This window comes from Algoriphagus limi, from assembly GCF_024919275.1.
GTDB lineage: Bacteria > Bacteroidota > Bacteroidia > Cytophagales > Cyclobacteriaceae > Algoriphagus > Algoriphagus limi.
In genome coordinates this window covers 1548381-1569006 of record NZ_JANWGH010000001.1, presented here as the reverse complement: position 1 = coordinate 1569006, position 20626 = coordinate 1548381, and the positions used below count along the sequence as shown (strand labels likewise).

General features: G+C 39.5%; 19 protein-coding genes. 10 read left to right on the top strand and 9 right to left on the bottom strand.

What is annotated here, in order from left to right:
• The first annotated feature begins 73 nt into the window (after window positions 1–73).
• Window positions 74–946 (top strand): SDR family oxidoreductase, encoded by an 873-nt coding sequence (locus tag NY014_RS06790; RefSeq protein WP_259413803.1) that lies wholly within the window; start codon window positions 74–76, stop codon window positions 944–946.
• Window positions 947–998: 52 nt separating this feature from the next.
• Here NY014_RS06790 and NY014_RS06785 read toward each other — a convergent pair whose 3' ends face one another.
• On the bottom strand, window positions 999–2048 hold the full coding sequence (locus NY014_RS06785; protein ID WP_259413802.1) for a PAS domain-containing protein: 1050 nt from the start codon (window positions 2046–2048) through the stop codon (window positions 999–1001).
• Window positions 2049–2124: 76 nt separating this feature from the next.
• Between NY014_RS06785 and NY014_RS06780 the strand changes: the two genes are divergently transcribed.
• On the top strand, window positions 2125–2733 hold the full coding sequence (locus NY014_RS06780; protein ID WP_259413801.1) for an HD domain-containing protein: 609 nt from the start codon (window positions 2125–2127) through the stop codon (window positions 2731–2733).
• 9 nt (window positions 2734–2742) lie between these two features.
• Here the strand turns inward: NY014_RS06780 and NY014_RS06775 are convergent, their stop codons facing one another.
• Entirely contained in the window at window positions 2743–3240 is a 498-nt protein-coding gene (locus NY014_RS06775; RefSeq protein ID WP_259413800.1) for a DUF4494 domain-containing protein, read from the bottom strand.
• A 176-nt stretch (window positions 3241–3416) separates the two neighbouring features.
• Here NY014_RS06775 and NY014_RS06770 point away from each other — a divergent pair, with 176 nt between their 5' ends.
• On the top strand, window positions 3417–5666 hold the full coding sequence (locus tag NY014_RS06770) for a patatin-like phospholipase family protein (RefSeq protein WP_259413798.1): 2250 nt from the start codon (window positions 3417–3419) through the stop codon (window positions 5664–5666).
• Window positions 5667–5674: 8 nt separating this feature from the next.
• Here the strand turns inward: NY014_RS06770 and NY014_RS06765 are convergent, their stop codons facing one another.
• A complete protein-coding gene (locus NY014_RS06765; RefSeq protein WP_259413797.1) occupies window positions 5675–6154 on the bottom strand; it encodes an Mpo1 family 2-hydroxy fatty acid dioxygenase in 480 nt (159 codons plus the stop codon).
• A gap of 76 nt (window positions 6155–6230) precedes the next feature.
• Between NY014_RS06765 and NY014_RS06760 the strand changes: the two genes are divergently transcribed.
• The 3 genes from NY014_RS06760 to NY014_RS06750 are packed head-to-tail and all read left to right on the top strand — an operon-like array spanning window position 6231 to window position 9459.
• Entirely contained in the window at window positions 6231–7358 is a 1128-nt protein-coding gene (locus tag NY014_RS06760) for an NAD(P)/FAD-dependent oxidoreductase (protein ID WP_259413796.1), read from the top strand.
• A gap of 44 nt (window positions 7359–7402) precedes the next feature.
• Window positions 7403–8863 carry a Na+/H+ antiporter NhaC gene (nhaC, locus tag NY014_RS06755; RefSeq protein WP_259413795.1) on the top strand — a complete coding sequence of 487 codons (1461 nt, stop codon included), beginning with the start codon at window positions 7403–7405 and terminating at the stop codon, window positions 8861–8863.
• Entirely contained in the window at window positions 8860–9459 is a 600-nt protein-coding gene (locus NY014_RS06750; protein WP_259413794.1) for a 3'-5' exonuclease, read from the top strand. Before nhaC ends, NY014_RS06750 begins: the two co-directional genes overlap by 4 nt.
• Here the strand turns inward: NY014_RS06750 and NY014_RS06745 are convergent.
• The gene (locus NY014_RS06745; RefSeq protein WP_259413793.1) at window positions 9448–10068 is read right to left on the bottom strand and encodes an IMPACT family protein; all 621 of its coding nucleotides are present in this window, start codon (window positions 10066–10068) and stop codon (window positions 9448–9450) included. The genes NY014_RS06750 and NY014_RS06745 overlap by 12 nt on opposite strands.
• A gap of 105 nt (window positions 10069–10173) precedes the next feature.
• Here NY014_RS06745 and NY014_RS06740 point away from each other — a divergent pair, with 105 nt between their 5' ends.
• The 3 genes from NY014_RS06740 to NY014_RS06730 are packed head-to-tail and all read left to right on the top strand — an operon-like array spanning window position 10174 to window position 12459.
• On the top strand, window positions 10174–10584 hold the full coding sequence (locus NY014_RS06740; RefSeq protein ID WP_259413792.1) for a sugar 3,4-ketoisomerase: 411 nt from the start codon (window positions 10174–10176) through the stop codon (window positions 10582–10584).
• On the top strand, window positions 10571–11503 hold the full coding sequence (locus NY014_RS06735) for a hypothetical protein (RefSeq protein WP_259413791.1): 933 nt from the start codon (window positions 10571–10573) through the stop codon (window positions 11501–11503). Before NY014_RS06740 ends, NY014_RS06735 begins: the two co-directional genes overlap by 14 nt.
• 2 nt (window positions 11504–11505) lie before the next feature.
• The gene (locus tag NY014_RS06730) at window positions 11506–12459 is read left to right on the top strand and encodes a glycosyltransferase family A protein (RefSeq protein ID WP_259413790.1); all 954 of its coding nucleotides are present in this window, start codon (window positions 11506–11508) and stop codon (window positions 12457–12459) included.
• On the opposite strand, the gene NY014_RS06725 is transcribed toward NY014_RS06730, so the two are convergent.
• The 5 genes from NY014_RS06725 to NY014_RS06705 are packed head-to-tail and all read right to left on the bottom strand — an operon-like array spanning window position 12456 to window position 19526.
• Window positions 12456–13724 (bottom strand): M16 family metallopeptidase, encoded by a 1269-nt coding sequence (locus NY014_RS06725; protein ID WP_259413789.1) that lies wholly within the window; start codon window positions 13722–13724, stop codon window positions 12456–12458. The two genes, NY014_RS06730 and NY014_RS06725, sit on opposite strands and share 4 nt — an antisense overlap.
• Window positions 13725–13727: 3 nt before the next feature.
• Window positions 13728–14912: a type IX secretion system outer membrane channel protein PorV gene (gene porV, locus NY014_RS06720; RefSeq protein ID WP_259414142.1), complete on the bottom strand. Its 1185-nt coding sequence runs from the start codon at window positions 14910–14912 to the stop codon at window positions 13728–13730.
• A 26-nt stretch (window positions 14913–14938) separates the two neighbouring features.
• Window positions 14939–18181, bottom strand: coding sequence for a type IX secretion system sortase PorU (porU, locus tag NY014_RS06715; RefSeq protein WP_259413788.1), 3243 nt, complete (start codon window positions 18179–18181; stop codon window positions 14939–14941).
• Window positions 18178–18870, bottom strand: a complete 693-nt coding sequence (gene pssA, locus NY014_RS06710) for a CDP-diacylglycerol--serine O-phosphatidyltransferase (RefSeq protein ID WP_259413787.1) — start codon at window positions 18868–18870, stop codon at window positions 18178–18180. The genes porU and pssA overlap by 4 nt, the downstream gene beginning before the upstream one ends.
• 2 nt (window positions 18871–18872) lie before the next feature.
• On the bottom strand, window positions 18873–19526 hold the full coding sequence (locus tag NY014_RS06705) for an MBL fold metallo-hydrolase (RefSeq protein ID WP_259413786.1): 654 nt from the start codon (window positions 19524–19526) through the stop codon (window positions 18873–18875).
• 53 nt (window positions 19527–19579) lie between these two features.
• Between NY014_RS06705 and NY014_RS06700 the strand changes: the two genes are divergently transcribed.
• Window positions 19580–20626: an NAD(P)/FAD-dependent oxidoreductase gene (locus tag NY014_RS06700; protein WP_259413785.1), complete on the top strand. Its 1047-nt coding sequence runs from the start codon at window positions 19580–19582 to the stop codon at window positions 20624–20626.

The following is a 20626-nucleotide window of genomic DNA, read 5'->3' as shown; positions in this document are numbered from 1 at the left end:
TCTTGTTCTTGGAATTGTTTTCAATTACCGGGCCGGATGATTATCTTGGTTCAACTTTAAACAAAAATAACCAATGAATTTTAACGAAGGCATGCTCCGTGATGGAGCTTTGAAAGGCAAGAATATTTTAGTCACTGGTGGAGGTACTGGTTTAGGACGTTCGATGGGGTCCTATTTTTTAGAATTAGGAGCAAATCTCGTAATCACCTCCCGCAAGCTGGATGTACTTCAACAAACCGCAGAGGAGATGATGAGGGAAAAAGGCGGAAAAGTTTTAGCACTTCAATGTGATGTTCGGGATATTGATCAGGTGGAGCAAATGTGGGCTGATGCCAACAAAGAATTTGGGGAAATTCATGTGGTTTTAAATAACGCAGCGGGCAATTTTATCAGTCCGACTGAACGTCTATCTACCAATGCTTTTAATACTGTTTTGGATATTGTTTTAAAAGGTACTTCACAGGTGACTTTAACAGCTGGAAAAGACTGGATCAAAAAGAAACAAGCTGGAACTTTTCTAAATATTGTAACCACCTATGCCTGGACAGGGTCTGGTTATGTTGTCCCTTCAGCAGCCGCGAAAGCAGGGGTTTTAGCAATGACTCGATCTTTAGCAGTGGAATGGGCGAAATATGGAATCAGGTCCAATGCCATCGCTCCAGGACCCTTTCCAACTGAAGGAGCGTGGAGTCGATTGCTACCGGGGGATTTGGTGAAAAAATTTGACCCGGCCAAGAAAGTGCCTGTTGGCAGGGTAGGAGATCACCAAGAACTCGCAAACTTGGCGGCATATCTGGTCTCTGATTTTTCAAGTTATGTCAATGGAGAAGTAATGACTATTGATGGTGGAGAGTGGCTTCAAGGAGCAGGAGAATTCAATAATTTGGACAAAATCCCTCAGGAAATGTGGGATATGCTGGAAGCTAGCCGAGGAAAAAAGCAATGAGCCCCAAAGTGATTTGGGGCTATTTAAAGGCTAAATGGAAGATTAGAAATCTTTAATTGTTGGTACTTCCTGTTTCGGATTCAAAAACCTTGTTTTGGTTGACAGATTCCTTGATGCTTTTTTTCAAAGCATGATCCAAATCCTTTGTCTCTTTTTTGATGATATCCACGATTCGTTTGGACTCGAGAGTTTGTTGCTCGAGTTCAAGAATTTCGATCAATCCTAAAATATTGGCAACTCGTGCACGTAGGGTATGAGATTGTTGGAAGGCAAGGTCTTTGAGAAAAAAATGATGCTCTTTAAGCCAAAGTTCTTGCTTTTTGCGCTCATTAATATCGACTATCAAGCCTTGCACATGGTAAGGCTTTCCGTCTTCATTCCATTTGGTGGTTTTACCGAAAGCGACTACCCAGATGATTTGGTTTCGTTTAGTGACCAATCTGAATTCTCGTTTGAAAGGTAAAGAACCGGAGATTCTGAAGTGATGGATGAGATCAGCCTGTAATTTGGAATAGTCTTCTGGGTAAATATGCTCTTTCCAAGCAATTCCATCGCTTTTGCTTATTTCCTTTTCTGAGTATCCCAAAGTTTGAGCAAGACCAGAACTGATTGAGTTTGATTTTTCAAAGTGATTAAATTCCCAAAACCCCAATAATCGATCTTCAAGAATGGTGTCGAAAAGTTCCTGAGGAGATTCACCCGCGTCAATAAATTCTCCAAGTTGAATGTCGTAAGGTTTTTGACTATCAACAGGATGACCTATCCCAAGACAGGTTCCAAAATCTTTTGAAATGAAGAAAAACTCCCATCTGGTTTTGAGCAAGTTGCCGGAGGGATAATTGATTTTTTGCAAATCCACAAAAAATGATTGCTGATGGTTGTTCCAGGCTTTTGTGCGATTATTTTCATATTTTACCCAGTCTGATGAAAGGAAGCAATCAGCAAAAAATAGTGGTTTGTTGGATTGGTCAAATAAGGAAGGAACAGGGCCGATTCCTGAGTCACTGGAAAGTACCTTTCCCTCGGGGTCCAAAGTCACCTGCATTAAATATTCAGATGATATCGCCAATTGGGCCAAATTTTCAATTCCTTCCAAACTCATTTTCGTATCGCAAAGTCTTAAACAAATATACAAGAAACAATTAAACTTATACGAAATACATTAAAAATTATTTGAAATGAATGAAGCGTCATTAAATCTCGGTAGAAGTGAGTTTGGGAATCCTGAAAACGCAGGAAATGTCCTATCGGAAAAAGAAGCTTTTGAACTACTCGAAGATTGGGTCAAAAATGAAAAATTGATCGTTCATATGCGTCAGGTGGCACATTTGATGAAGTCTTTTGCTAAAGAAAAAGGAATGGATGAATTAGATCAGCATCGATGGTTTTTGGCTGGACTTCTTCATGATGCAGATTGGGATCAATGGCCAGATCAGCATTGTCGAAAAATAATCGAAGAATTAGAATCCCGAAATATTGATCCTGAAATCATCCGAGCTATTGCCTCTCATGGTCCGCGATATTTTGGAGTGGAGCCCGTTTCTGAAATGGACAAAATGCTCTATGCTTTTGATGAATTGAGCGGATTTGTCCATGCCTATTCTTTGATGCGTCCTACAGCCTACGAAGGTATGGAGGCTAAGGGAGTGAAAAAGCGGATGAAGGATAAAACTTTTGCTGCTCAGGTGAGCAGAGAAGATATTCGAGATGCTTCCGAACGAGCGGGGATTTCTCTAGATGACTTAATCAATTTTGTCATTAGTCACCAACCAACGGCTTTGAATTAAAAAAGGGGATTAATCATCCCCTTCTTCATTTTCTTCCAATGGCCTGAAGTTCCCTTCCGGTAGTTGGGTTCTCTCCTCGCTGGATTCGTAAGGGAACACTTCCACAATAGGACTTTCAGTGATGTCCGGAACACGGAAGCTTACTAACATATTACTCAAACTTTCTTGAATGCGGTCATAGGCCTGCTTGACATCGTATGCGGTTACAATCATGTACTGTGTCACTTTTTTCTCCTTACCGCTTTCTCCGTCAGTTACTAGGTAGGTGATTTTGCATTTATGCCAAATATCCGCATCATCATAGTAAAAAACGTCTACAATATTGCTTTTGCTAATTCCGGTTACTTGAAAATCTCCTCGGATTTGAGACCCAAGTCTATCATATAGAATTGCTTCTGCCTCTGTGAATGAAACTGCATCTACGAGATATTGCTCGGAAATGCTTTTCAGCAATCCCTGTTCATTTTCTTTAGCGTATTTTACTTTGCACAAAAACCACGTTCTCATTCTTTCTCAATTTTGAGCCTTGAAAGTACATTTTATTGGGTGAATGGCCATGCGGAAAAATTAAGAATTCTTCCGCTTTTTTATTTCTAAGTTCCAATGAATTGAAAGCCAAAGGCTTTGGAAAAAAGTTTTTTCATTGAAGTAAAAACCTTAAATTTTAGGGAACATCCGTTAAAATGATTCAATCTATTTGGTACAGCTTTCCTGTCCAGCTACTTTTTCTTCATCTTCGTAAAAACCTAGCCCTAATTCTGGTTTGGGGCTTGTTGTTCGCCATTGTTTTTGAGGGAGTTGGAGTCACTTTGGGTATTCCCTTTTTATTTCTTGACCCTGAATACCTTCACGAAGTTTCTTGGTTGAGTTTCATGTTGATGGGGATTGGCTTTGCCGTTTTTACCATGGCCTTTCACATGACAACTTACATTATGGATGGAAGGCGCTATTCATTTCTAGCGATTTTGAAAAAGCCATTTATTCATTTTTGCATTAATAATTCCATCGTTCCGCTTCTATTCTATTTAGCCTATTGTATTCGATTCGTCACTTTCCAATTACAAAATGATTTGGATTCAGAATGGCAGGTTTTGTCTTATTTTGGCGGATTCACCTTAGGAAGTTTGCTTAGTTATGGGTTGATCTTTGGGTACTTTGCTTTTACAAATAAGGACTTCTTTGTGATCTTCGCAGGGACTTTGGACCGAAGGCTTCGTAAGGTCGCTTTTACCCGTAAAAATGTCATCAGTCGCTATAAAGACTTAAAAAACAATTCTCAATCTGTTCATAGCTTCTTGAATATTCGGATGCGATTTGAACCGGTTAGGCCTGATATTTCCCGTTTTCATGCAGCCAAGCTTCTGAAAGTATTTGATCAAAATCACCTGAATCTTTTCTTGATTCAAGTTTTCTTGATTTTCATTGTGGTCATTTTGGGTTTATTCAAAGAGCAGTCAATCCTTCAGTTACCTGCTGCAATGAGCGGATTGCTTTTACTAGCCATTTTAGTCATGTTAGTAGGAGCGGTCAGTTTTTGGCTTCGTGAATGGGCGACAGTTGTGGTTTTTGTAGCAATAATTTTAATCAATTATTTTTCAAATTTTTCTATTCTTAATCGTCCGCATGAAGCATTTGGAATGAATTATCAAACCGAACCGGCAAGCTATACACTTGAAAATTTAGATGCCTTGGTTCATCCGGATACACTTCAAAAAGATCGAATGCATACTCTGGAAATTCTATCCAATTGGAAGAAAAGGACAGGGGAAGAAAAGCCAAAATTAGTGATGGTTGCTTCTAGTGGAGGGGGGCAGCGTTCTGCACTTTGGACTTTCGTGATTCTTCAGCATTTGTATGACATTCAGGATGGCAAGATTTTAACTCATACGGAATTTTTCTCTGGTGCCTCCGGAGGAGTATTGGGTGAAGCATTTTTTAGAGAAATTTATCTTCAATCCTTAGACGACCCTTCCATTGATCCACGGGATTCGGTGTATTTGGACCAAATTTCAGCGGATAATCTCAATCCTATTATCTTTTCTCTTTTGGTGAATGATTTGTTGATTCGAAATCAATATTTCGAATACAATGGTAGAAAATACTTGAAGGATCGGGGATATGCTTTCGAGCAACAACTCAATGAAAATACCTTGGGAGTTTTGGATAAGCCATTGAAAGCCTACCGAGAAGCTGAATACTCTGGAAAAATTCCTTTGCTTCCGGTGACTTCATTAATTACAAATGACGGGAGAAAGTTGGTGATTTCACCTCATTCCATGTCCTATTTAGGTACATCTGTCAAAGGTCAATTAGGAGTAGATGAGAAAAAGCAAAGCATTGATTTTCTCCGATTTTTCAAGAACCAAGATGCCGAGAATCTCCGTTTTTTGACCGCGCTTAGGATGTCAGCTACTTTTCCATTTATTTCTCCCAATGTGCAATTACCATCCGACCCTGCCATGGAGACCATGGACACAGGACTTTCTGACAATTTTGGGATACAGGATGCATTGCGCTTTACTTATGTGTTTCAGGATTGGATTCGCGAAAATACTTCCGGAGTTGTTTTGGTCACCATTCGGGACTCTCAGAAATCAATGGAAATTCCACCTAGCCCAATTCCCCGTATCGCAGAGAAAATCTTCAATCCCTTGAAAAATATTTATTCAAATTGGGATAATGTTCAGACCATTCAAAATGAGGTTTTATTCAATTACATGGCTGAATCCATGCCTTTTCCTGTAGATAAAGTCGAATTCGAATATGCGCCTGAATTGGTTCAAAATGAGGAACTAACAGGAAGTCAAGAAACCATGCAACGTGCCTCACTCAATTGGAGATTGACAGCGAGGGAGAAAAAGTCGATTTTGATGAGCATCAAAACACGTAAAAATCAGGAGTCACTTCGGAAAATTAGAACCCTTTTTGAATAATTTAAACTCTAATACGCGAGCCCCAATTTTTTGTAAATAAAGTGCATCAACCAAGCAGGACCAATTAGGAGAAATTGTAGGTCTTTGAAAAATGATGGTTTTTTGCCTTCAATTTTATGCCCATAAAACTGAATGATCCAGGCAATGATGAAAATTCCCAAACTGATCAGCCATAGCTTTCCTGGAAATTCGATAGCTAAAAAATTTGCCAGTGCCAGGCAGATTGAGGAAAACAAAAACATGCCTAAAGCCAGCGGACCAGAAAGGGTGACATAATAAACCAAAACCAAAAATAGGATGATAGTTGCCCAATTAGCGAAAGTTCCTAATTGAGATAGATATTCTGGCAAAGGTCCTGGAGGAATACTATAAACCAAGCCTACCACACTGAAGAAAATAGCAGGGACGCAAAACCAGTGGATTAATTTATTGGTGGGATTTTGATGGCTAGATCCATATTCCTGCAATAGTTCCTCAATTTTTCTCATAGGTTTTGGGGTTATTGAATAAGTTTAAAAGTAAATTATCAAAATTCTAACTAAATGCGATTAGCGCTTTGAAAATATGCTGAGTTATTGGGAAAAAAAGCACTTTTTAAACTATGATTTAATTGTGGTGGGAGCGGGGTTTGTTGGATTGTCTACCGCGATTCACTTTAAGCGAAAAAATAAAAAAGCCAAGATTCTCATACTTGAGCGAGGTTCTTTTCCTACCGGAGCTAGTACAAAAAATGCCGGATTTGCTTGCTTTGGTTCTCTTACCGAGATCCTGGACGATCTCTGGCACATGGCACAGGATGAAGTTCTCCAGCTAGTAGAGCGTAGAGCCAGAGGCTTGAATCAAATCAAAAAGGAATTTGGGAAAAGGAACTTGGATTTTAAAGATTCAGGTGGTTTTGAATTAATTCAGGAAGATCAATTGGATGCCTTGAATCAACTGGAAGGCATCAATAAAATGTTAAAACCCCTGTTCAAAAAGCCGGTCTTTTCTAAAGTCAAAAATCACCGAAAAATGGGCTTTGCGGATTCTGTGAAAGCCGTTGTCAAAAATCAATTTGAAGGAGAATTAGATTCTGGAAGGTATTTGAATGCGCTTTGGGATGAAGCAAGCAAATTAGGAATTCGGATATTGACAGGAATTACAGTTGAAAATTTAGACTCTGATTTGGGTCTTGTGATTGCCGAGGATCAACAGTTAGGTTCATTGGAATTTGTGGGTGGAAAAGTAGCGGTATGTACCAATGCCTTTTCAAGGAAACTTGTAAATCATTTAGACTTAGTGCCGGGTAGAGGATTGGTGATGGTAAGCAAGGAGTTGGATTTTCACATCCCCTGGAAGGGGAGCTTCCACTTTGATAAAGGCTATGTTTATTTCCGAAAAATTGACGGAAGACTTCTTTTAGGAGGAGGAAGGAATCAGGATTTTGAAGGAGAAGAAAGTGAGGAAAATAAAATCAATCCCAAAATTGAAAGCTATCTGTGTCGAATTGCGGAGGAAGTGATTTTTCCGGGTAAGAAAATTGAATGGGAGCAATCCTGGACTGGAATTATGGCATTTGGACAAAAAAAATCTCCCATTATTCAAAAAATTGGAGATAAATCAGCCATTGCAGTTCGATTAGGTGGAATGGGTGTGGCTATTGGTTGGCAAGTTGGGAAGGAACTCTCAGACCTTCTTCGAAAAGGGTTTTAAAATTTTTGGTTAGATTCACGAATTCATCCCATCCTTAAAATTTGATGCAAGAGAAAACTAGGACGCCGAGGATCGTAGATGCGTTAATACCCCTCGTTTTTTTAATCTTTTTATTGGTTTTAAATATTCGTGTCTTTGGAACTGATGGACTTTCTGGTTCTAATCAGATAGTGTTGTTGCTTTCCGCGTCCGTTGCCGCAATCGTGGCTATTTATAGGTTAGGGTTTCATTGGGAAACGCTTCAGGACGGCATTGTCAAAAGCATCAGCTCAGCTATGTCCAGCATTCTCATTCTGTTTTTGATTGGAGCTCTTGCGGGTACCTGGCTTTTGAGTGGAATTGTACCTGCTATGATTTATTATGGACTTCAGGTATTGAGTCCAGGAATTTTCCTTGTTGCTGCCTGTTTTGTAAGTGCGATTGTATCCATTTCCACGGGAAGCTCCTGGACTACTGTTGCCACGGTTGGAGTTGCTTTATTGGGTATTGGCAAGGCTTTAGGGTTTGAGGAAGGAATTATTGCAGGTGCTATTATTTCTGGAGCTTATTTTGGCGATAAGATGTCTCCATTGTCGGATACAACGAATTTGGCGCCTGCCATGGCAGGGACGGACTTATTTACTCATATCCGGCACATGGCCAAAACAACTATTCCTTCGATCACGATTACACTAATTTTATTTATCATAATCGGAATTAACTATGAGGCAAATGGCTCGGTGGATGATGTGAAGGCTATTTCTGAAGTTATTCTGGAGAAGTTCAATATTACAGGTTGGTTGTTTATCGTGCCCGCGGTGGTCATTATTTTGATCATAAGAAAAGTGCCTGCTATCCCTGCATTATTGGCCGGGGCTTTACTAGGAGGTGTTTTTGCAATTATTTTCCAGCCAGATATTATTGCGACTATTGCCAATGAGTCGGGTTCTTATTCCTATTTGAGTTTCAAGGCAGTTATGATGTCCTTGTATGGGGAAATAGCCATTATCACTAGCAATGATGTAGTAAATGAGTTATTGGTGACCCGAGGAATGGGAGGGATGTTGAATACCATTTGGTTGATTATCTGTGCTATGATTTTTGGCGGAATCATGGAAGTGACAGGAATGCTCCAAGTATTGGCAGAAGCTGTAATCAGAAAAGTTCATAAAGTAGGTTCATTAATTGCTAGTACTGCGGCTACTTGCGTGTTTTTCAACATTACTACATCGGATCAATATTTGGCGATATTAGTTCCAGGGCGTATGTATGCTGATATTTACAAAAAGCGTGGATTAAAACCTGAAAACTTAAGCCGAACCTTGGAAGATTCCGCTACAGTTACCTCTGTATTGGTTCCTTGGAATACCTGTGGAGCCACGCAGGCAGGAGTTTTGGGAGTGGCGACTTTGGTTTATGCTCCGTACTGCTTTTTTAATATCATCAGCCCATTTATGACGATTTTGTATGGGTATCTGAAAATTGGAATTAACTATTACGAGGAGGAAGATTTAGAAGTGGCATGATTCCTACACGGATAAGCAAAGATGAAGTAAATGCTCTTCCTTTGGGTCAATTTGAGGGTGAAATCTATTTAATTGACCAGTTGGAAGATGTGGAAGAAGTAGTTGAATTTTTGGATACTCAACCCTTATTGGGCTTTGATACGGAAACAAAACCTTCTTTTCGAAAAGGAGTAATCAATGAGGTTTCTTTACTACAACTTTCCACTTCCGAACAAGCATTTTTGTTCCGATTAAACTCTATTGGCTTTCCGGATGAATTGCGGGCATTGCTGGAGCGCGAGCATATTTTGAAAATAGGAGCAGCGGTTCATGATGATTTGAAGGGACTCGGAAAATTGACGGATTCTTTTTACCCTCAGGCTTTTTTTGACTTAAATGATGAACTTCGAAAAATTGGCTTTCACAATGTAGGAGTTCGGAATTTATCAGGGATGGTCTTGGGAATCCGAATTAGTAAATCCGAACAAGTTTCCAATTGGGAGGCCCAAGAATTGACTGTCAAGCAACAACGCTATGCGGCTACCGATGCTTGGGCCTGTCTGGAGGTTTTCAAAAAATTAAGAGGGGATGGCTACTTGGATGAGCTATTCCAGTAGCTTAAAATCTACACCATCCATTTGCTCAAGTTCTTCGCTGACTTTTTCCAATAAGCCAGATCGAAAAACCAATACCATTTCAGCATCCAAAGCCATTTCCTGTGATTCGATTTCTAAATTCTCGTTTTTGATGAGTTTCATCACTTCGTTCATCTGAGAATAAGGGAATTTTACCTGAACCCTACTTCGTAAAAAATCCTCAACGATTTCATTTTCTTCAATGGAAAGGCGGGCTGAAGTTTTATAAGCTTGGATTAGGCCACTCATGCCAAGTTTGGTTCCTCCAAAATACCGAACTACCACAATCAGTACATTGGTCAAACCAAAGGACCGGATTTGCCCTAAAATTGGATCTCCTGCTGAGTGATTGGGCTCTCCATCATCATTTGCCCGAAAGATTTCCCCATCTTTTCCCAAGCTGTATGCATAGCAATGATGTCTGGCATCGTAAAATTTCTTCCGAAGTCCTTCCAATTGCGCCTTGATTTCGTCTTCATTTTTTACCGGAAAGGCGAAATAGTGAAATTTACTGTTCTTTTCCTTGAAAAGACCTGAGGACTCCCGAGATAGCGTTAAAAAGGAATCATTTTCTGAAACTGAACTCGACAAGATTGGTGTTTTAAAGACGTAAATTCTATTGAGGACCTAAATTTAACCGAAGTGTAATCTTTTTTCCTTTGTAATTATCTTAATTTTCGTTCGATTGCTTGAGTAATGAAAAATTCAAATCCAGAGGGAAGGCCAAAAATCATTCGATTTCCAGGAGATATCGGGGAATCAGGAAGTCTCTTTTTTTGGGAGAATAAGAAACTGTTCCCGGATGGGATACGAAGATGTTTTTGGGTGCATAAGGTGCCTGAAGGTTTTGTAAGAGGAAAACATGCGCATCGGAATGAAACCCAGATTTTGATTGCCATGTCTGGGATTTTGGAAGTGAAAATCCAATATCCTGATGGGGAAATCGAAACCTTTATTCTCAATGAACCTTCGGAAGGTCTGCTTATTCCTCCTTTGCATTGGGTGGAAACAAAGTTTTCTCCTGATGCTGTTTTATTAGGTCTTTCAGATCGGGATTTTTCAGAAGATGATTATATCAGAGACCCTGAAGAATTTGGAAACTCATAAGAAAGAACTATTTGAAAATTACCACCTAGAGGTGAGTCAAGCTTCTTTGGAAGAGAAGGATTATTTCTTGGCTCAATGCGAAAGTTCATTAAAGGGCGAAGCTTTAGATTTTATCCTATTCAAAAAGGAAAAGAAAAAAGCTTGGATTACAGTTTTTATTTTTGAAGAAACTAAGAAGGCTATCTCCCTCCCTGAGGCTCCATTTGGCGGAATTTGGTTGGAAAGTAGTCTCAATTCCGAGCAGTTAGAATTCTTTTTGAACTTGGTTTTGGATGAACTTAGGCTTCGTGGCGTCCAACAAATCGAGATTACCCAAGCTCCAAAGCCCTATGAAGAAAATCACGACCTAATTGATTACTTGCTTTTTAAAATGGGATTTCAGCCAATACGAATTCTCGCTCACCAGTTTTTTCTTGGGAAAAAGAAGATCAAAAAATTCATCCAGAAGGAGGAGAGTAAATTCCATAAAAAAATCAAGGACAGTAAGATTCAGGTTTATCAAGGCCCAATCCAAAACTTTGGATTTTTAAAGAATATTCAACTTTGGAATGAGGAAAGGGGTTATGAAGTGTCTTTGGATGAGGTTAAATTAATCAACCAGGTATCCGGATTTCCAGAGCGGTATTTCCTGATTTCTTTGGAAAAGGAGGGTTACATCTTTGCTCATACCTTAGCTGTACGATTAACAGAGAATTCACTTTATTATTTTCAATCTGCCATTAATCCCAAGTCTTCTATAAAGAATTCAGGGGAAATTCTATTGTTCCAACTTTTTAAATTGGCAGGAGATTTAGGAGTAGAATTAATTGACTTGGGCTCCTCTGATCGTCCGGATTCACCCAATCATAGTTTAATGTTTTTTAAGTCGAGATTTTCAAACGATATTTCCAATAAGGTTACCTGGGTCAGGAAGCTTTAGCCATGGAAAAGCAAAAAAAGGTCACGGTCATTTGTATAGCTTTTAATCACGAGGATTGGATTGTCGAGGCCTTGGAAAGTGTCGCTATGCAAGATTATTATGCCAAAGAGCTAGTTATAATTGATAACGGTAGTTTGGACAATACCCCTCAGTTGATACGTGATTGGGTAAATAGTTTTACAGGCCTATTTTCAGTAAAGACTATTTTTTATGATGATCCAAAACCCTACTGTTCGGTCTTTAATTCTGCTTTTTTTGAATCTGATGGGGATTACGTGGTGGATTTAGCTGGGGATGATGTTCTCTATCCTGATCACTTGTCTTTATCCATCAAGCAATTGAGTAAGGACCCAAAAGCTGCTTTCTGCTTTTCAGATGCTTATTTGCTTACCTCTTCAGGCGCTATTCATACATTCTACAAGAGAAATACTTTCAGTGAGTTGGTTGAAGAAGTAGAGGTTGGGAATTTGTATGAAACCTTACTTCGGAGAACTGCCATATGTGCAGCCACTATGGTATTCAATGCCAAGATTCTTAAAAAGGAAGGAGGCTATGATGAAAATCTGTTTTACGAAGATTTTGATATTCAAATACGCTTAACGAGAAAATATTCCGTTGTTTTTTCAGATCATGTGGGTGTTTTAAAGCGTTTGCATCCGCGGTCCATGTCTGCACAGCAATATCAGCGATACATTTCCAGGATGCTACCTAGCACAGTGAAGGTATGTGAAAAGGCTCTAGAACTAAATCAAAGTGAAGGAGAAAATAAGGCACTTCAAGAGCGAGTTTTATTTGAGCTAAAACATGCTACGTGGTCAGCAAATTTTCTGGCTGCCGAAAACTTAATTCATCTTGCAGAAAAGCTGCATACGAAAAACCTCAAGCTTACACTTTATAAATGGTGGTTAAAGACTCGCTTGGATATTTCTTGGCTTTATGTTCACCTCACGGGTTAACCTACACTTACTTCAAAAATCTCTTTGTTCTTGAAGTATTTTTCACCGATTTCTAGAATATGCCCTTGGTTAAACTGCTTTAAAAATTTGAGTTTTTGCTGATAAAAATCCAGAGTCAAACCTGCATGATGAACTGCTCGGAATCGGTCCATTAAGTCAAATGAATTACTGAACTGGGAAAGCATCTGTCCAAGTAAATAATTCCTTACCAATTCCAATTCGTCCGAAGGAACCGGCTCATCACAGAGTGTTTGTATCTCTTTTTTGATTTCATCTTTGACTGTTTGAAGGTATTTCTTTTCTACATCAGCAGAAATCACCCAATAATTCAAGTCTCCGATTTGAGCCAGGCTGGAGTAAATGCCATAGGTATGACCTTTATCCTCACGGATATTCTTGATAAGTCTCGAACCGAAGTACCCCCCTAAAATTGAATTGAAAACAACCAATGGAATGAAGTCCGGATGGTTTTTTGGAATGGAAAAATCTCCTATTCGAATGCTGCTTTGTACCGATTCAGCTTTTTTCTCATGGATAAAATTCTCACTTGAAATTTCTGGAAGAAGAGTCTGCTCCAAGGCAGTTCTAAACGGAAACTTTTCAAGGCCTTGTAGTAGCTTTGAGAGTTCCTGAGCTGAGAAATTTCCGGAAATAAAAATTTCCAAATTCTGCCACAATTGGTTTTGGCTATGCTGGAGCAATCGTTCAGATGATATTTCCTCTAGCATAGATTCTCCAATCTCCACACCATAGGGATGCATTTCACCAAACAAAGCTTTTCTGAATAGCTGTGATGCTCGAGAAGAGGTCTTTTCTCTTTCCAATTGAATGGCAAGCTTTCGTTGAGATTTTCTTTTTTGAAGAATTTCCTCTGGAAAAACAGCCTCATGGACCAGCTCCAGTGCAACTGGAAGAATTTCGAAAACATGCTTTTTGGTACTAATAAGGCTGATGCCTTCATTGCTGAAGGAAATGATAGGCTGGATTTCGCTTGCGTGAAAATCAAAGAAATGTGCAATTTCTGTCCCTGATTTTCTATTAGTTCCTTCTGGTAATAATTGTAATGTAAAGGAAGGAATCAGGGATTGATTCAAAGGTAAACTGGCTCTCGTTCCCTTTCCCAAAAATTCAATTTTCACTGCTTCTACGGCAGGGGTTTGAATGAAAAATACCTTTGCCCCGCTTGAAAGGTCAAACTGCTCAGGTTGAGTTAATGAGAAATCTTCCGGAATGATAAATTTCGGAGGCTGACTTCGGTCAAGCATCGATTAATTATTCGGGATGGTGTAGAGTAAGCTGAATCGTAGTGTTTCAGCCAATGGGTGATTTTGAGTTTGAGGAACTAGGTAAGAGAAATTGAATCCAAGGCGGTTGAGATTAAATCCAACTCCCATGGTAAAATACCTTCTTCCTCCTTTGGTTGGGTTTTCGAAGAAGTATCCTGTTCTCACAGCAAATTTTTCATTGTAAATGTACTCCGCACCAAAGGATAAAGTCACTTCTTGAATTTCCTCTTTAAAGCCATCAGGAGCATCGGTAAGAGAACCAAACATTCCGGAAATTAATGGTCTATTCGGGTCTTTTCCTTGTTCGATAATCAAATTTCCATCCTCATCTGTTGCCAATGTTCCATCAGGATTTGTTGCATATACAGGAGGACTTGGGACCAACAACTTATTGAAATCCAGCGCAAAAGTCAGGGTATTCAATTCATTTAAGTCAATGGAATAAGCAGTACCGATTCGTAGATTGGTTGGGATATAATCCAAGTCATCTGCACTGTTGTAGGTGATTTTAGGGCCAATGTTGGAAATATTTATTCCCCACGACCAAGTTCCTTCTTTAGAGCCAGCCAATAATGGTTTGCTGTAATACAAGCCTACATCGGTACCTACGCTGATTCCTGGTCTTCCTTCGCTTCCACCAACTGCAGAGATATTTCCTGAAAGATTAGAATGGATAAATCGAGCTGAAATTCCTAATCCAAGATTGGCAGATAGCTTTCTTGAATAAGTTCCTCCAATGGCTATATCACGTGGATTGAATTCACCTAATTCATTTCCCAAACCATCTGTCAATTGTATATCTCCCATATTGAAATAGCGGAGATCAAAACCAAAGGCTGAGTTTTCGTCAATTCTAAAGAAACCTGTCAAATAACTCAAAGACATGTCATTGACTAATTTTCCCAACCAAGGTGAGTAAGAAAGGGAAAAGCCCATTTGGTCATTAACAAAGGCAAGTTTACCACTATTCCAATGAGCAGAATTTCCATCTGGACTAGTCGCAACGCCAACATCACCCATAGCTGAATGGCGGGAATCGGGGGCAAAATTCAAAAATGGAACCGCAGTAGTGATCACCCTTCGTTCGGGGTCTTGCCCGGAAATCACTACGGAATTTTGAGCAAGTAGGCAGGTGGAATTGATCAGGACCAATCCAAAAAGCAACATACCTTGTTTCCAAATGCCTTTTATATTCATTCAATTATAAGTTTTCCGCTGATCGAATCGAAGGAATTATCCTTCTCCGACTGAAGCGTCAATTTGTAAATATAAGTTCCTTTTGCTGGAATTTTCGACTGACTTTGTAAAAAAATCCATGAAAAGGCTTCTAATTCAGCGTCAACTTTTACCCAACGTTCAGACTCTGAAAATAGTATATTTCCTCTCATATCATATACTTCCAAAGCTATAACCAAATTTTCTCCAGGACGGTTATGTGACACTTTGAAAGTGCTTTGTTGATTAGCGGGGTTAGGAAAAACCACATGATTTAGAATTTGCATTTGGTCACTTCCCCTTACTTCTATCTGAACACTTACTGTAGAAATATTTCCCAATAAATCAGCTGCTTTGATTTCAAGGGTATTGATACCTTCCTGCAAACCTTTTAAGGTGTAATTTACCTTCCCCCTTTGATAAGATCCGTCTAAACTGATATATCGTTGATTGAGGACTTGTTCATCGCCACCATTTATTCGAATACTAAGGTCGTTTTCTGGAATAAGCCCACTGACATCGATACCTGTCAGGTCAAAAAATTCAAAGCTGGCTTCCAACTGATTTTTAGGAAATATAAATGGAGTGATGGATTGGTTTTCAATAATCACTTTAATTTCCGGGCCTTCATCATCATCAGGTTTTGCTGTGTTTTCACCGCCAAGTAGTGCTTTTTGACCACCGGAGGCATCTTGAGAGAGAGTTGAATCAACGGCATAAAATCGAAGCCTTCCCTCATTCAAATCAGTAGAAAGCCCTTCTGGAAGCCTAAATTTTCCTTCGAAAATTCCATTTACCACCTTTCCACTTCCTCTAAAGAGCATGTTGATTTCATCTGGAAATTCAACCGGGCTGCTTTCGTCTCCTAATGTTTTTATTTTGACTTCTTTATCCCGGAGTTCAATTTCAAAACTTCCATTAAAATCAGATACTCGATTTCCACTTTGTAGATCTACAATTTCACCAACGTAAGTGATTTCCGTAAGAGAGGGAAGTGAAGTTAGGTTTTTTCCAGATTCATCTTTCCATTCTGTGATTTTGACTTCAAAATCCGGATAGTCCAACTTCATACTTGGGTCTCCAAGTAGACTGAAGTTTCGGTTTAGAGGGCCATTAAGGCTCCCGTTTTTTGAATTTTTATAGATGCTTCCTAAATCTTGGGCTTTGCCGTCTACCTTTTTGAAAACCTCCTGAATGAATGCCTGATTTAATCTGAAATTTACGCTACTAAACACCGGTCTTCCAGTTGTCAAAAGGCCAATAGCTCCTTTTCCTTCTGCTATCAGTAATTCTTCAGCTGAAGAACGAATGAATGGACTATCATGTCGGCCAAATTCGCAGGTAGCTGTAACCCATAAAGGTAAATTCTCAAAATTGGGCCAGTTGGAAATGTCCTCAACACGAAAAACTTCCTCAGCAGTCAAGGTAGTTTCATTTCCATGACCAATGAAATTCAAAAATAGAGTACCGTCTTCTAAGGTTTGTAGAAGGCTTTCGTTTGCTTCGGGAGATCGCTGGGACTGGTTTTCTGAAATTTGTTCAAATCGGTCCAAGTATAATTTCTCCTGAAAATAGGAGTTTGCATTTTCCTTTAGAAAAGTACTATGAGACTCTGCATCCCGAAGGTGGATATTATTGTCTCCATCATCTGCAAAGAGGGAAAAATTCCGTTTCCATCTTCCAAAAGAGGGTTTTGATTCATAATCGATGATTTTATTGATGACAATTTCAGCCTCTCGTCGATTGATGACAGGTAATCTTCCGATCCCAATTGATAGGGTTTCATCTCCTTCTTGACTTTCTTCCCAATCACCTTGCCCAAACTCAAGTAGTCCAAAAAAATCATCAGAGCTGAAAGTGGCCAAAGGATTTAAGCTGTTTCTACTGGAGTAAGTTGGAACTATAGAGGGCCGACCTCCCAATTTCCCTTTGTAGTCGAAAGTACCTTTTCCAAGGAATAGGACGTTTTTAAGACTTTCCCCTTCATGAAAATGCCAAGCCAAAAAATTCCGGATGGCTACTATATCCCGATTACCATAGCCAAATTGATTATAGATGTCTTCAATTGTCACCACATCGGCAAGAATCCCCTGACTCAATTTATGAGTGCTTAACTTCTGAGCTTCACTTAAAAAAATATCATCCGTGATGATCAAAAGTTCTGACCAATTCACATTGCTTATTAGGGTATTTTCGAGGGACTTAATTTCCTGAATGGGTTGAATGGAGTTTTCTTCGAATAGGATTATTTTTTTTGCAGAAATCGAGCTTTGTGTTTCAAAGGCTTTTGGGTTGAAAAAGTCACTGACGTCCCAAACTTGACAATTAGAGCAATTGGTGGAAAATGGACTTTCATCCTCAGTAAAATAAATCCCTGGTTCCAAATTTTCTGGTTCGAATGGAATGCCTACCAGTAAATGTTCGAAATAGCCATTTCCATTTGGGTCTCCACTTTCAAATCCAATTTCCAGCGTATTGACTTCCTTGGTGGAAGGTTCAAAAGTCCCTTGCAAAAAAGCTTCTGTCCCTTTGATTCCATAGGTAGAATTGGGGATTGGTGAAAGTTGGGCACTGATAATTACATTCCCATTTTCAATTAGAGAAATCTGGCTTGGTTGAAGGGATTGGGCCATGACGTTTCCTTGAATCTTCCAAGAAGCAGAGCTCTCAGTACTTTTTCTTATGGGTATAGATTGGATTGCGCCTGGGCCTACAGGTTTGGAATACCAAACTCTTCCGGAATTCAGGATATTGTTTTCTTCGCCTTTTACAGCTATCCATTGGTAAAGAAGCTGATTTTGATTTGGGATATCCTCAGGACTAGGCAAAGGAAAAATTCGTTTAGGATTTTCCTTTTTTCCAATTAAATAAAATAGTGTGTCTGAGTAGTAATGATGCAAATACTCAACGCTGCCAACCGCAGAATTTATCGGATTTGGGTCGGTCAGGAATACTACTAGGCCAGATTCCGTCTCCATGGATGGTATTTCTTTCCATTCCAGCTGGCTGCTGTCTAATTTTTGTTGGAGTCTGCCCGGATTACCGAAAAAGGCTATTTCTGAAAAATCATTGAATCCCAATTCTGCTAATTGGCTACTAGACAACTGATAGATGCCGCTCTCAATTACTGGGAATTTAAAATACCGCTCCTGCGACCAGGCTTGGTTGCCTAGCAATACTATTAAAAGAAACCAGAAACTTGCTTTGAGAGCATTTCTCATGGAGAAAAAACCGAGTTTTCAATCACTGAGAGTACCAAATAAAATAGGATTACGAGTGGTACTCCTGCCAAGCCCATGGTCAAAAGCAGAATAGCTCCGGATCCGATGAGCATATATCTAAATACATTATCTCGAGGAGAAAAGTTTTTGAATTTCAAGGCAATGAGCGGTAGCTCTGCTACCAGAAGCAATGAAAAAATCCAAGCTAGAACGATTAGAAACCATGGATTACCAAATAAGAAATCCAATTGGGGCCATTTTTCAGAGAGAAAAGGCATGGTGCTGAAAAACAAAGCGTTTGCCGGAGTGGGTAAACCAATGAAACGATCGGACTGTCGATCGTCTATGTTGAATTTCGCTAATCGTAGAGCTGAAAATAAGGGAATTGTCAATGCTAGGTAAGGAAGCCATTCGGAAGAACTGGATTTTTGAATCCATGAGAATACAATGAAACCGGGCAAAACTCCGAAAGAAACTAGGTCTGCTAAAGAGTCGAGTTGTTTTCCCAGTTCGCCACTCACTTTTAGAAGTCTGGCTGCAAATCCATCGAAAAAATCCAAAAAGGCAGCAAGCAGAATAAAATAAGCTCCAACTGAGTAATCTCCCTTGATTACCCAGATGCAACCGATCACGCCGGAAAGGAGATTTCCAAGCGTCAATAGATTAGGGATGTGGGATTTGATTTTCAAATTCAGAATCTGGCGTTTTTTCCTACAAATGGGTTGTGTTCTTTTTCAAATCCGATGGTCGTGGTCGGACCATGACCCGGAAAGACAACTGTTTTTTCCGGAAGAGTGAAAAGTTCGGATTTAATTTTTTCCAATAACAAATCATGATTTCCTCCTGGAAGGTCGGTTCTACCAATACTTCCACGAAACAAAGTATCTCCACCAATGCACTGTTGGCTGGCTTCATGATAGAAAACCACATGTCCTGGTGCATGTCCGGGTACAAAAATCACTTTCAACCTTTCACTTCCGATCTGAATGATTTGGTTTTCGGTTAAGTATCCATCTGGTTCAGCAGATTCATAGCCTGCGAATCCATAATTAGGTGCAAATACCTTTGCTGAATTCAATACCGCACTTTCTTGCTCGTGAATCCAAAGAGAGATACCAAAAGTTCTTTTTACAAAGGCATTTCCTAAAACATGATCGATATGACAGTGGGTATTCAATAGAAGCTCTGGCTTCAGATTTTCTTCTCGTATATAATCCACAAGTTTTTGGTTTTCCCGAGTCTCATAATTGCCGGGATCAACAATAGCCGCATGTCCTTCCGAGTCGGAAATGACATAGGTGTTTTCTTGAAAAGGGTTGAATGTGAATGTTTGAATTTTGAGCATGATTTTATCGATCTGCAAAAACAAAATAAGGAATAAAACGCGTTATTTGAGCTATGAAAATTGATTTTTTACTCATCGGAGGAGGCTTAGCTGGTTCGGCATTAGGATACCGATTGATTCAGGCTGGGAAATCAATTAGAATCTTGGATCAACCGGAAAAAAACCAATCCAGTAGGATTGCTGCAGGGCTTTACAATCCTGTAACAGGAAGAAAGATGGTAAAGACGTGGTTAGCTGATCAATTGTTTCCTGAGATCGAGCCATTTTACAAAGAGATTGAAGAAAAGACTGGTGTTGATTTTCTCCGTTCAGAGACAATCTATCGGCCATTTATCAGTATTGAAGAGCAAAATGAGTGGATGGGGAATAGTTCGGATGAAGCTTTTATCCCATACATAAGGGAGTTGGTAACCGAATCCCAATCTCCACATCTCAATGATCCTTATGGAGGAGTGATGCTTCAACAATCCGGCTGGCTGGATATACCAACTTTCCTGAATGCTTTTAAAGAGAAGTTTTCTGAATATTTTCAATTAGAAGAGTTTACAGAGGAAAATCTCCATTTTGATAATGGGTCCTGGCATTACAGAGATTTGGAATCAACAGCAGTAGTGTTCTGTAATGGAGTTCATTCAGCGGAATCTTCCTTTTTTGGGTTTTTGCCTTTCGCTCCTGTCAAAGGAGAAATTCTGGAGGTAAAACAGGAGTTCTGTCCTGATTACATTGTGAATCGTGGTGTCTTTCGTGTTCATTTGGGCGAAGGAATTCATCGGGTTGGTTCGACCTATACTTGGCATGATTTGGATATTGGCCCCACGGAGCGAGCTAAAAATGAGCTTTTAGAACGGCTTCAGGTTTTGGTGAATTTACCTGTTAAAGAGGTGGTTTCGCATAAATTTGGAATACGACCTGCTACAAAAGACCGGAAACCATTTTTGGGGAAACATCCTAGGCATTCAGGCGTTTACATATTCAATGGATTTGGTGCTAAGGGGGTCTCTTTGGTTCCATTTTTCAGCAAAGTGATGGAAGCCCATTTATTGAGATCGGAGCCCATTATGAAGGAAGTGGACATCGCCCGCTATTTTGATTATATTTAA